The 14064-nt window shown below is 38.1% G+C and carries 6 protein-coding genes; 5 read left to right on the forward strand and 1 reads right to left on the reverse strand.

Going from position 1 to position 14064, the window contains the following annotated elements; genetic code table 11:
* The first annotated feature begins 164 nt into the window (after positions 1 to 164).
* The 5 genes from GSQ19_RS22080 to GSQ19_RS22100 all read left to right on the forward strand — a co-directional run bounded on the left by GSQ19_RS22080 (position 165) and on the right by GSQ19_RS22100 (position 12909).
* The gene (locus GSQ19_RS22080; RefSeq protein WP_011319980.1) at positions 165 to 884 is read left to right on the forward strand and encodes a DUF433 domain-containing protein; all 720 of its coding nucleotides are present in this window, start codon (positions 165 to 167) and stop codon (positions 882 to 884) included.
* Positions 881 to 1315 carry a PIN-like domain-containing protein gene (locus GSQ19_RS22085; protein WP_011319981.1) on the forward strand — a complete coding sequence of 145 codons (435 nt, stop codon included), beginning with the start codon at positions 881 to 883 and terminating at the stop codon, positions 1313 to 1315. The genes GSQ19_RS22080 and GSQ19_RS22085 overlap by 4 nt, the downstream gene beginning before the upstream one ends.
* A 265-nt stretch (positions 1316 to 1580) precedes the next feature.
* A complete protein-coding gene (locus tag GSQ19_RS30105) occupies positions 1581 to 5705 on the forward strand; it encodes a coiled-coil domain-containing protein (protein WP_011319982.1) in 4125 nt (1374 codons plus the stop codon).
* Positions 5705 to 6631: a hypothetical protein gene (locus tag GSQ19_RS22095; RefSeq protein WP_011319983.1), complete on the forward strand. Its 927-nt coding sequence runs from the start codon at positions 5705 to 5707 to the stop codon at positions 6629 to 6631. The genes GSQ19_RS30105 and GSQ19_RS22095 overlap by 1 nt, the downstream gene beginning before the upstream one ends.
* Positions 6628 to 12909, forward strand: a complete 6282-nt coding sequence (locus GSQ19_RS22100) for a DEAD/DEAH box helicase (RefSeq protein WP_011319984.1) — start codon at positions 6628 to 6630, stop codon at positions 12907 to 12909. The genes GSQ19_RS22095 and GSQ19_RS22100 overlap by 4 nt, the downstream gene beginning before the upstream one ends.
* 17 nt (positions 12910 to 12926) lie before the next feature.
* Here the strand turns inward: GSQ19_RS22100 and GSQ19_RS22105 are convergent, their stop codons facing one another.
* Positions 12927 to 14021, reverse strand: coding sequence for a reverse transcriptase domain-containing protein (locus GSQ19_RS22105; RefSeq protein WP_011319985.1), 1095 nt, complete (start codon positions 14019 to 14021; stop codon positions 12927 to 12929).
* Positions 14022 to 14064: the final 43 nt, after the last annotated feature.

Consider the following 14064-nt stretch of genomic DNA (forward strand, 5'->3'; position numbering starts at 1 on the left):
CAGTCTATTTATTTTTAATAAAAAAATTAAGTTAGATTTTGCTGATGTATATCTGTGTTGATCGAAAGATTGCTTTAAACAAGAAAATTAAAATGCGATCGCCGTGTTTGATTTTACATCTACTCTATTATCATTAGTATTGGGGTATTATTACTATTTCCAAAATGAACACTGTTGACCAGAAGCTCGATTTACGCAACATACCCAGCTACTCAATTTCTGAGTCAGCACGCTATTTGCTGATTCCAGTAGGTACGTTGCGCTCCTGGCTTCATGGTCGTTTTTACCCTACTGGAGAAGGTAAACGATTCTTTAAACCACTGATTGAGCTTCCCAGCCCAGAGATACCACAACTTTCATTCACTAATCTGGTAGAAGCTCATGTACTGCGGGTTATTCGTAAGAATCATCAAATTCGCTTAGATAGAGTACGTACAGCTTTAGACTATATTGACCATCAATTTCAAGTGCCGCATCCTTTGGCTAGGATTGAATTTCAGACAGATGGGGTGGATTTATTCGTTGATTCAGTGGGAAAGCTGATTAATGCTTCAATGGCGGTTCAATTGGCAATGCGGGAAGCACTAAAAAACTTGCTCAGGCGAATTGAACTGGATGAAACTGGATCAGCAATTAAACTTTTCCCCTTAACACGACTAACTGAAAACTTGACAGAAAAAGAATCTCCTAAAACCTTAGTGATTGACCCTAGAATTTCATTTGGCCGTCCAGTATTAATTGGAACGGGTATTCCAACAGCTATTTTGGCAGAGCGATATAAAGCCGGTGAATCCATAGATGATTTAGCTGACGATTATGGTTGCGATCGCCTCCAAGTTGAAGAAGCGATTCGATGTGAATTATCTCTATCTCAAGCAGCGTGAATAAAGTAGAACAGCCAACTTTCTTTATTGACAGAGCGTTAGGCAAAAAATATGTTGCGGATGCTTTGCGTAGTATGGGTGCAAATGTGGAAGTTCATGCAGACCATTTTTTGTCTGATGCACCGGACACAGAATGGTTGCCAGAAGTGAGTCGCAGAGGTTGGTTGATTCTTACAAAAGATGATGAAATTGGGCGTAATTTTCTGGAGCAAATGGCGATCGCCAGTTCCAATGCCAAAGTGTTTGTACTATCTCTGCGAAATTTAACCGGAGAGGAAATGGCAGACATCTTCGTACAGGCTGTTGAGCGAATGGAGAAGTTTGCCCAAAGTAATCAAGCACCATTCATTGCCAAAATCTACAAATATGGCAAAGTCAGAGTTTGGAAAAATCACACCCAACTACTGAAGATTCTGAAAAATCTTAATTGACTATAGGCAGCAAATCGCCATAGACAGACATATCACCCCCTAACCTGATGTTGTCTAATCGCACACAGTGTAAGCATTCCTAGCTCGTTCATCCTTGGTTCAGGTGTTTCAAGTCATTGGGAAAAACCTTACCTATATGTTTTTTGAATTTTTCAATAAATTTATACACGTATAAAATTTTTGTGGTTATAGTAATAATTAAGACATAAAAATTACGGGTCTTCTGGCTGTCTACTAATGGATGTAGTAGGTTTATTAAACATCAATGATGATCAACAGGTTGATTTTAGGTGCAATTAGCTTCGGTGTTGGTTTTGGCATAAGTCTAGCTCTAGAAAGGGATGTTAAACGAGCTGCTTTAACCGGACTGATTACAATACCTGCTACCTCTTTAGGGATTTTGGTTACGGATAATCACTGCAGAAAGCAACTCAATGAACACCTCTTACCAGTACAAAGCAGGGTTGCAGCACTTGAAAAACAAGTTGAGAAACTCAAAAAGCAGAAAGCCGCTTTGGAAAAAGCTATTATCGCCAGCCAAGAAAATAAGCAACAGGTAGAAACCTCTTTTGAAAGCCTACAAATTGAATTAAGTCAACTGCAAGACCTTTTACTCACTCAACAAAATGAAAAAACATCTACAGAGCAGGAGTTAGTAGACCTAGAGACACAAAGGCAACAGTTAACAGCAGAATCTCACCATCTGCAAACCAGGAATGAGGAATTAAAACAACAAGAATTAACACTCAAGCAATCTTTAGAGGCGATCGCCACACAAAAGCAACAACTGGAAACTGATTGTAATTCTCTCCAAGGAAGATTAAGCCAGTTACAAGCCAATATTTCAAATCAACAGCACAACGAGCAGGAACAGGCTGACTTAATAGCGCAAAAACATCTGTTAGAGACAGACATACAAACTCTATACACTCAGATTCATCATCTCCGACAACAGGAAACTGAACTCAATCAATCGCTGGAAAGTCTCATTACTCAAAAACAGCAGACAAACGAAAGTTTCAACCAGCAGCTTCAAAAACTTAAGCAGCTACAAAACCAGATTTCGGAGCAAGAAGATTATCACGCAAAACTCTCTGAAAACTTAGATGCTTTAGAACAGCAAAAACATCAGCTAGAAATTGATTTGTCTAACCTCAAACTGCAAATTAACAGTTTAGAAAGTCAGTTAAATGGCTTAAATCAATCTGTTACTAGCCTAACAACGCAGCAACAGGAAGCACAACTAAATCTTAATAGCTTACAAACCAACCTTATTCAATTGCAGCAGGATAAAGAGCAGCTAATTCAAGAATTAGCATCACTAACTGCACGAAAAGAAGCATCGCAAAGAAATTTATCTCAACCTCAGTTAAATCAACCAGTAACAAAAGAAGGTAGCCCAAGTTCAGTTACTTATGCTAAGGCTGAAGGACTACCTAATAAAACTGCTCCTATCAAAGCTCAAATTTCTTCACATCAAAGACAATCTAGAAGCAGTGGTGGCACTACCTTTATGAATCCTCGTTATACACAAAATTTATGGGAAGAGCAAATATTGCCGCATTGGTCACATCGCGATCGCCCGGTGGGAAGGAGATTCTTGGGTAGTATTAAAATGACGCGAAATACTAGTGAGCAAATACTTGATATTGTTGGTCAAAACTTGCAGCAGTTAGACAGAGTGACCTATGATTCTTTGCAAAATGAATTTTATGAATTAGAGCAAAATTGGTTAAAGATTTTAACTGTTGCCCTTTCAGAGTATGCTTACTACTATTCCAGTGAAAGATTTTGGCAAGGATTTTGCGATCGCTTAGATATTAATCATAACCAAGGAGTAGAAAACACATTTCGCCAGATTGTCGACGAAGGAATAAATATTTTAGGATTAGTGCGAGCTAAAGGTGGATATAAATACGTCTCAACCTTATGGCTACAAAGTGGCGTTCCTGAACAAAACCTGGAACATTTCGCACAGTTAGTCCAAGAAATTGCTGATGAATATGGCTGGTGGGAACTAGCACACACCCAACCGGAAGAGCTTGCACAGCTACTATTGAATGTTTGTGATGCAAAATATTCGCAGTGGGGTACGTTAATTAACTTTCTTAAATCCAGCTGCTCTGAAGATGCACACACAGAACCAGTTTCAGGACAGCTACTGCAAGGCATTGCTATAGTGGCACAAGAATTAGAACGGCAAAAGGCTCGTCCTCAAGTTTTAGCAGATGAAGAACAGCGTGAAAAAATATTAGGAAATTATTACTTGCCACAAAATTTTTTCTTGCGTAACTGGGATGCACTAACTCAAGTTTTAACACCAAAATCTGGCTCTGGTCGCAGTCGAAGTATTATAACTAGACGTAGTAAACCTCTGTTATTGAGCTTAGATGTTGAAGACTCATTAAATACACAATTATTGCTACCAGAACAAGTTTTGTGGAAGCCAGAATGGCGCAACCTTAGAGACACATATTGCCAAATTCCTCAAGGTAATTGGGAAGATATAATTCCCACTAATGGAGATTTAAGTATTCCAGAATTGATAATTGAAGTTAATCAAGCATTGGAAAATTGGAATTGTCAACTTGTAGACCATAACCGCCAGAATTTGATGGAATGGAACTACAAGGGGATTAATAGTAATCTTCCATGTTTAGTATTTGATGCTTTAACTGGAGAACATTTACCTCTCGACTACTTTCAACCGAGAATTACGTCAGTTGAGGAAGTGTATTGCTTTACTCCTAAAGATATTCAACCGGAATTTACTAACGGTATCGAGATTTTAGATAGTTACATTCCTTCCAGTATTCGAGGATGGCGAGGTCGGCATATTAGATTAATAGCTCCAGAGTCTTCTATTGTGTTAACTATACCTGAAACTCATCAGAATCAACTCATTATCTGGAAACTTCTCAGAGACGATGAGCCAGTATTTACAGGTTTAAAATTAACAGGTAAGAAAGCGATTTATTTAGGGACTCCTACTTTTTGGTATCCACCAGTTAACCAAAATCTTAATATGAATGTATTAGTTGAAGATATTACAAAGCAGAGCATTATCGCTCGGACAATTGAAACTCTATCACCTAATAATCAATGGATTGCAATTAAGCTGAGTCAGTGGATTACTACGCCTGGATACTATGAAGCACGCTTCTGGTTTGACGAAAAGCGATGGTCATATCGGTTTGAAGTGAGGTCAAAACATCAAACTTCTGCTATTGCACCATTAAATCAGCTAAGAATTAGCAGTAACTCTGGTATTTCTGAAACTGATTTACCAATAAAACATGAGCATTCAGATAAGTTTTGGTCAGAAGTTATTAAGATTGATGGTCTTTGGCCTTTAGAAGAAATTATTTTCTTTGTATCCAATGAATCAGAAAAGATACAACAGTCGATTCAGGCAGATGCTTCAGGTAATTTAACAGTTAATTTATCAACACTGCATGAATTACTTCCTAATTCTGAATGGTATGCTTTAGATTACCAGCGTTTGGGGTTAGAGGCACAGCGATTAGTAGAGATGCAGGGCTTACCTCATAATATAACTTGGTCTTGGACAAGTAATTCTATTAATTTATCTGGTCTTCATCCTGATAAGTTTTATTCTCTATTATGCTGGAATTTGCTACTACCAGATTCAGAAGCTGAAGAAATCAAAATACCGTTGATTAATCATGATGAAAACACTATTGAAGTACCGTTAAATCTTTCCACAGGTATTTATTACATTCAACTTGTTAGTCCTCAATTACTGCCAGAAGAATTAGGCTGGTGGTGTGGTAGTGGTAAAAATGACTTACCTAATAATCTTAATGAAGATAGAGAAAACTATTGTTATACAGTATTAGGTAATAGTGAATCGAAAGAGTCATTTATAGAAGCCGTCAATCGACTTAACTTAGATATTGACAGTCAACAGTTGCAAACTAGAATTATCGCACTAGAAAATAATAAATATTATTTCCCTGATTGGTTAAGCAAAGATATTTTAATAACCAAATTAAAAGCTCTATTGAACCTTTTGAGTGTGGCAGATATATCACCACAAGTAACACCATCTAAAACACCGACATTAACACCTACTGAACAATCAATTGCTACAACTATTAAGGGTAGTTGGTACTTGCTCAATGTTCGTTCTAAGAAACGGGAAGTATTTCTGAAATTTCTAAACATTGCAATCGCTAAAAATAATTTAGAAGAAGTAATTTTAGATATAAAAATTCCCCAGGATTCAGTTTACGAAGATATTGTTTTACTGAATTTAAGCAACTTTAACACTGCAAATTCTCAACTGCAAAAAATTGATCATTTTCAAACTCTGCAACGGAAACCATTACCTTTGGAACAAGTTAGCCGAATGATAGGAAACCAATAATGTGCTTTAACGAAATTATCTTACTGTTAAGTAATCATCGGCATCCTGTAAATCCGGCAGTACCGACGACTTTAACTAAACACCAAATCATTGCGCTAATTCGCTCTAGCTTGTCACCTAACGAATCACAAGAGCAGTTAACAATTCAGGTTCAGGAGACTTTGAGCGAGTTGCAAGCACAAGGTGAAATTTATGCTGGGGTGAGAAATCGTTACTGTATTGCTCCTCCAACTGCATTGGCTTTGGATAAAGATAATTTAACAGCATTGCGTTTCCAAGGCGATCGCACCTATCTTCCCTTAGCACATCAAGTTTTAAAAACAGAGCAAAATCACAATAGTGTAAACATCCGTCCCAAAATACACAACTTTAATCGCATTAAAGACCACCTTCATCAAGTGGGAATCCGCTTAGTCACCGTTGCTGATAGCATCAATAATCTACCGTATCCTTGCAAACCCAGTAAGGCTATTTTGCGAACTCCTTGGCCAGACAATCCATTTTTGACAAGCAGTTGGCAAAGTCAAGGCTTGATTCACAGATACCTACCTAGCCGTGATACGACTCAGAAACATCGCTGGACACCCTTAAACTATCACCAATTACAAGACAAATCATTACTGCAACTTCCTACTGGTGAGTATCTTTGGTTTCAAGAGGAATGCTTTTACGAGTTAGAACCAGATGCAGCGATGCTAGTCATGTTTGATCTCGACAAAGAAGCAGGACATCGCTTAAAAATTGAGTGGGATAAACCCCAATGTCGTCTCAATCTTCAAGGAACTAGCTTACCCAGTGCTTATGCTCAGATACTTTGGCGGTTATCTGAGCCTGATAGTGAGCGATATAGAACTCGTATTATCGAGCATCAGCATCACCCCTTAGTGGAAACTATATTTCAGCGTTTAGGATGCCTTTTGGTATGAAAAACAACAGCAACTACCTTGACCCGATCGCCGCAGTTGAGCAACCCCGCCAAGATTTTATTCGTTATCTGCTAACTGCTTACCCACTACGAGATCCTCATCTACGCTACGGTTTAAAACAGCAGCTAGAAGTACCTGGAACAGTTTGGCAGCATCCTTATTTAGAAGGTTCTCAACCTTATCGGCCTGCTAACAGTGTGAATGCGCTGGTAAGTCAGGGTGTTTTGCATCCAGAAATGGCAAGTTTATTCACTCCCAATCAGCGTCCTCTCTACGAACACCAAGAAAACGCTGTCAAGGCAGTTATTCAGCAAAAACAAAACATCGTTGTTGCTACTGGTACAGGTTCAGGTAAAACAGAGTGTTTCCTAATTCCCATGTTGGATATGCTGCTGAAAGAAGAAGCAAATTTAGCAATAGCTGGGGTTAGAGCGTTAATTTTGTACCCCATGAACGCTTTAGTAAATGACCAAGTTAAGCGTTTAAGAAAATTACTATGTAGTCAAGAAACTATAAAAATTAGATTCGGATTTTATACTAGCCGCACTGAAAATGATAGGCACAAAGCAGAAGAAGCATTGGCGGAAGAATTACAAGCTTATGAGTCTGAAGAACTTTGGGAGTTATTTACACAAAAAGAAAAATCATCTCTCAATCTCAGCACTCGTGAAAGATTAATTGATGAAGCTATTGCCAAAATTCAAAAAATCCAAGCAATTTCTAGGCAAGAAATTTGGGAGAAGCCGCCTCATATATTAGTCACCAACTATTCTATGTTGGAGCATATGTTAATTCGTCCCGTGGAACGCAACAAAGTTTTTGCTACTTCAGCATCAACTTTTAAAATGTTAGTCGTGGATGAGGCACACACATACAACGGCTCGACTGGTAGTGAAGTGTCGATGTTGATAGAACGGCTAAAAGTTGCTGTCGAACAAGAAAAACCTGGAAAGATTCGCTGTATTGCTACCAGTGCCAGTTTAGGCGATGCTTCAGTTAATAATGAAATATTAGAGTTTGCTACAAAATTTTTTGGGGAATCTTTTAATCAAGTAATTCGCGGCGATCGCGTCAAGGCTATCGAAAGATTAGGTGAACCTTATCTATTATCTGCTGAACTTACTCACGAAGAAATATTAGCATATTTAAGCATATTAGAATTGCCTAAAATTGATGATGATTTAAGTATTTGGTTCGACAGACTGAGTGGCTTTGTACCTACTGAACATCTAAAAGCAGCAGAGACGAAAGCGCAAGGTGATGTTCACCAGTTTCTCTGGTATGCACTTAAACAACATCCTATAGTCCACCGCCTCATTGAATTTCTAAGCCGTCAACCCCAGCCTTGGGAGAAAATTACACAATCAACAGAATTCTGGTGTGTAAATTTACCGTTCAAATCTGACGGCACTATTGATGATACTGAGACAAAATTTGCCCTCGCTCATTTATTACAATTAGGCACTCTTGCTCGTGAGAATTCAGAAAGCTTACCATTACTGCCAGTTAGAATCCACCTTTTATTTCGTAGTTTAGAAGGGATGTATGCTTGCATTAATCCTCAATGTCCTGGTGGAGTTTGTGATCCAAATTATGAAGACAAACCTCGGCGATATGGTCGATTATATTTGAACGAAAAAAGAACCTGTGATGATTGCAATTCTCCAGTTTTAGAACTGGGTAGTTGTTATCAGTGCGGTCAAGCTTATGCCTTTACTCAAATAAATGGTGTATCTAAATTAGAACCATTACCGCGCTCAAATCAAGGTTTAAGAGAAAATGACAAAATATACACCCTGACTTCAGGATTATTAGACAGCATTACGGAGGAAGAAGAAATTGGAGAAGAAGAACAAGAATCTTCACCAACAAACACTTTAATTATTCGCCAGCGTGATGGTTGGATTGGACTACCCACATCAGTAACATTTACGAATAAATCTTCTGAACCAAATGAATTTTATTTAGCATGGCATCGCCCAAGAGATAAAGATGCAAAAGATTTAAGTGGCTGCTACCTTCCTAGATGTGCTGCCTGTGGAACACGGCCAATTCGCGCTCAAGCGATAAACCGCTTTGTAGCTTATACAGATGAACCTTTAGAGGCGATGATTGATAGCCTGTTTGATTTATTACCTGAATCTCAAGAAGATCAAGGTAGTGCGTCAAAACGCAAGCTATTAACATTTTCTGATGGTCGTCAGGATGCGGCATTCTTTGCTTCAGACTACCAGCGCACTCATACAGAAACAGTTTATCGGCAAATAATTTGGCAAGCATTTCAAGAGCTTAATCCTGATGATGATATTGTTTCCATTAATCAACTGATTAATAAAGTAAAACAGCAATTTTTAGAAACATCCATTCCTCATCCAGACCGAGATTCTAGAAAGAACTATCTCAGTTACTATCCTGATGATGAGGAAAGTTTAGAAAATTATAGAGACTGTCAAGATAGTGCAGAAGCTCGTGCTAAGGAATTATTATTACGGGAATTTGCCCTGCCTTTTAATCGTCGCTCTACATTGGAAGCCTATGCTTTATTTGCTTGTCATATTGAATTGAGGGATGAACGGTTAATTGAATTGGTAGCTCGTGAATTTGAGATTTCAAATGCTGAAGCCAAGATTTTCTTGATAGTTCTCACAGATATCATTCGTCGCACAGGAATTGTGAGTATTGATGGTGCATCGCGTTACTTCCCTGAAACTGGTGGAGTTGAAGGCGTTAGACCAGAAATGGTGGACATTCAAGGAAGGTCTAAAAATTATCTGTTTTTAGAAAAGTCACCTGATGAACAGAAGAAATTTAAAGATTCACCGTCATTTATACCAAAGTGGAAGCAAAAAACAGGTGAAGTTAGTCAAGTTCAAAATAGACTTGGTTGGTATTACCTACAGCTATTTGGTGACAACTTACCAAACAGAGATAAGTTTGTTGCTCTATTTAAACAATTAGAACAATTACGCTTATTAGAAAAAGCTAAAAATGGCCATCAATTGAACTGGACAAGATTAAATATTATTAAAACTCAGCATGATTGGTATCAGTGCGATCGCTGTCAACAAATTATCCATGTTCCAGGTTTATCTGATGTCCAAAAATCTCAGACTAAGTTGAATATTTTCGGTTGTCCAGCCTTCAAATGCACTGGTCAACTTCAGCCTTACTATGCGGAGAAAATAGAGCAAGTCAGAAACGAGCATTATCAGCAGTATATTATCAAAAATCGCCTACCTTTGCCGTTGCGATCGCAAGAACATACAGCGCAGTTAGGAGTCACCGAACTAGAAAGACGCGAAAACCGTTTTCGTCGCGGTCAAATTAATCTCCTGAGTTGTTCTACAACCTTAGAAATGGGTGTAGACATCGGCGAACTGCAAGCTGTGGTTTTACGCAACTTTCCACCCCATGTTAGTAACTACCAACAACGCGCAGGACGCGCAGGACGGCGTACTGATGGAGTGGCGATTACTTTAATGTATGGCCAGCGTCGTCCCCATGACCGATTTTATTTCGAGCAGCCTGAACAATTAATCGCAGGTAGTAATCAAATTCCTAAGCTTGATGCTGATAACTTCCAAATTCAACAGCGTCATATTCGCGCTGAATTACTAGCTGAGTTTTTGAAGACAAAGGAAAGAGGTGCAGAGAAAGTTACCATTGCTGAATTTTTCAGCTTACCTGTGCATAAGTTTGATTCTTTAGACACACCGCCACCCACAGCAATAGTTAGTGAATTACAAGAGTGGCTGCATAGTGATGATGCTCATAATTTGGCACAATTATGGATCAATAAGCTGAAAATTTCTTATGCTGCCACCGATATATTAAATCAATTTGTTGCCGCAATTTTAGTGTTTCAGCAAGCACAATTAGCAGATTGGAATGATTTAGTATTACTGCTTAAAGATATTCAAGACAGTATTACTGCTGAAACTGACCGTACAAAACGTAAGGGGATAGAGAAGCGACGGGATGGTATTGAAGCGGAGTTAGAAAAAATTGGGAAGCGCAGACTGCACGATGAATTAGTTCAAGCCAGTATACTACCGATTTATGGTTTTCCGATTGATGTAGTGCGGTTATTGACAGGGGAAAGTGATGAGTTTAAATCATCTCAAGGAAAGCATAGACTAGAACGCGATCGCCGTCTTGCACTTGGTGAATATGCACCTAGCCAAGATATTGTAGTTGACGACCGAGTGTATCAGAGTGTTGGCATTCTCAGACCGAGTGATTTAGAGCAAAAATACTATTGGGTTTGCAAGAATTGTAATCATTTTGAATCATCAATTTCTGAACAAATAATTGAACAATGTTCTGTCTGTGGATGCAAACCTACTCCGGCTGCTGCTGGCAAGATGAAGCTTTACAAAGTTCCTAAAGCCTTTACTACAGACTGGTCAGTTACGCCAAAAGTTACGCCATATACTAAACCGCAACGCCAACTAACCTCACAGGTATTTTTAGCCAAGTCTGGAGAAGACCAAGAACAATTAGAATCTGAATTTTACAAACTCACGGTCAATAAAGGCGGGATTCTATTTCTCGCAAATCAAGGAAGTTTGGGACGTGGTAAAGGCTTCAGTAAAGAAGGTTTTGCAATTTGCCAATACTGTGGGAGAGACCTAAGTGAACTGGTACAAAAACAGCGTGAAGCAAATAACGCCAAAGGTGGTAGCAAAAAAGCTAGTTCTAAAGCCTCATCAACTGCCCATAAACACCCAATTACTGCTAAAGATTGTTCAGGTACTGGATATCCACATATTCATTTAGGGCATGAATTTCGCAGTGATTTGTTAAAAATTGAGTTTCAGAAAATAGCAAACCTCAAACCTTTATTTGGTGACGTTGTTCATTATGGGGATGGTGGCACAGTTGCGTCTGTAACCGAACAAATATATCATGACACCGATGGTATGGCATTTTGGCGATCGCTAACCTATGCACTGATAGCCGCAGCCGCACAAGTAATTGATGTGCCTCGTTCAGAATTGGATGGTTTGTTTACACCATTACCAAATCAACTTGCCCAAATTATTATATATGACAACGTTCCAGGGGGAGCAGGTTATAGCAAGCGCATTGCTGATCACTTTTTTCAGGTATTAGAGAAAGCTTTAGAAATTACTGCGTCTTGTAGTTGTGATACAAGCTGCTATGACTGCTTAAGAACTTATTCAAATCAGCCATTTCATGCAGAACTCAATCGAAAAATAGTTGCTAATTTTCTCACGGATTTGGTTGTCAAACCAGACCCAGAACTACAAGCTTTTGCACCTAATGCGAATCGAGTGAAATTGTCCCAAATGGCTACACGCGTGCCTGCAATTTGTCGTATGGCTGGTAAGGAAAGTATGATTTACTTACCCAGCTTGATCGATACATTTAATTTAAATAATGGCTCGCCACTTCCTTGGTTAAAGCTGCTAAAAGATGCGGTTTATTCAATGCAGCGCAGTAATATTGCACTAGAATTAATTTTAAATCAATTACCAGAACCGAATACTGCTGCTTCTGATGCAACCAGGAGGAATTTGCAATTATTACAGAAGCATTTGCAACAGTGGGTAGACCAAGAATTACTCAAGCTGTATCAAACATCTGTTAATGATGTGCCAATTTTATGTTTAAGCACTCAGCAACAAAATCGCATTGCTTTACAATTACATCAACAGGAATGGTTTGAAACCAGAAGTGGTGAAGGTGTAGATACTGTATTTCAACGTTTACAAAACTTGCGATCGCAAGCTCGACCTGTAGAGGCAATAGAACTAGAAGACCCTAATACTACAGTTATCTTCCCTGATAGAACCTGGAGTAATTTAACAATAACGCAACTACGGCAAAGACTCGGCATAGACCGTGTTTTTTCTGGTGGAGGTGTGAAGATAGTTTATCGCGATCGCTACCTGAATGAAAAAGGAGGGAAAATCCTGGCTGATCTCTTACAAGGTGATGGCATAAATGAAAATTCCTCTGTCACAATTTGGGTTCTAGAAGATTATAAAGGAGAGTTAGGTTCTCAGCGAAAAGCTAATTTGGAGGCGGCACTTACTCAAATTCAACGTATGGGAGTTTCTACAACTGTGAAAGTTCAGCCTTGGTATGAACGCTCTTATTTTCCTCATTCCCGCGAGATGGAAGTGCTGACAGCAAATGGTCAGCGATACAAAATTATGTTTGATAAAGGGATGGATTTCTTAGAGCTAAAAGCAACTGGTGTTTATTCAGTAACAGAATCGACATATGTTGTAATTAATAAGCAGGATTGATATAAAATCAGCCTAGATTATGAAACTAAATTGTTGTCTTTGTCAGATTCTTTTTCCTTTAATTCATGAAATATCTTCAAAAGTTTTCGATATAGAGGGTCGTCTTTTCCTCTAACACTGCCTATAAATTCTATCTTTCCTCTTAGTGAATCTAAAAAAGAGGGTTTTTCATCACTAGGTAATAGAGTTTTCTTTGCATACTTAGAGATGTAAATCTTGTTGGCTTCTTCTAAACCATATTTTTCCCAGGCATGAAGAGTTCCATAAAGATTACGAATATATTTGCGATTAACATTAACACCTTTATTAACAACTAAGCCTGTAACTTCTTGTCTTTGTGTTCTATAAGCCAATCTTACTTTTGCTTCGTTTATTTTAAATCCATTATTCTCTATAATTGACCTTAAATCATCACCTAGTATAACTTTAGAAAATCCCTTGCTATATGACGAAACTAATCCAACAGGTAAATCTTCTCTATTAATTGAAAATGTTATATCATCAGCATATCGCGTATAAAAAATACCATTCTCTTTGGCAAACTTTTGAAGCTCTTTGTCCATTCTTGCACAAACTAAATTTGAAATAATTGGCGATGTTGGCGCTCCTTGGGGCAATTTGTTTTGAAAGCAGCAAATCTGAGCTAGAATAGTTGCAACTTCTTCATTTAACTGGTATGGTTTTGCAATAAAGAGTCCTCTTACTCTACCAAAATTTATTACATCAAAAAAATCCTTAATATCTATATTTAGAACAAATTTTTTCTTTGTATGAACTTTAGCATTGGTAACTATACTACGGTTAGCTGCAAACCCATGAACACAAGGTTTTGGGCTATAGACTGAATATAGTATTTGACTTAGTTTCCTTTGAAGGATTTCCAGAGAATTATTTGGAGAGTGAATAGTTCTATAACCACCAGACTTCTTTTCTAAATTAAAAGTTTGATATTTTGAATTTTCAGAAGTTCTATAAATATAATAAATTAAATAATTATATGGAACTTGTAGAATTTGAGCAACATCCCTTGCTGATTTTAATTCGCTGAATTTTTTGCTAAGGTCTTCACAACTTTCATATAAAAGAGGCGAAAGAGAAATTTTGTTACTCACAACTACTCAATATCTTTATAAAAAAACCTACTAATGGCATTCC

It is taken from the genome of Trichormus variabilis 0441, assembly GCF_009856605.1.
GTDB lineage: Bacteria > Cyanobacteriota > Cyanobacteriia > Cyanobacteriales > Nostocaceae > Trichormus > Trichormus variabilis.

Excerpts from the sequence above, each read along its gene's own strand:
- GSQ19_RS22100 (WP_011319984.1), top strand. The coding sequence starts at position 6,628 with ATGAAAAACAACAGCAACTACCTTGACCCGATCGCCGCAGTTGAGCAA.
- GSQ19_RS30105 (WP_011319982.1), top strand. The coding sequence starts at position 1,581 with ATGATGATCAACAGGTTGATTTTAGGTGCAATTAGCTTCGGTGTTGGT.
- GSQ19_RS22095 (WP_011319983.1), top strand. The coding sequence starts at position 5,705 with ATGTGCTTTAACGAAATTATCTTACTGTTAAGTAATCATCGGCATCCT.
- GSQ19_RS22080 (WP_011319980.1), top strand. The coding sequence starts at position 165 with ATGAACACTGTTGACCAGAAGCTCGATTTACGCAACATACCCAGCTAC.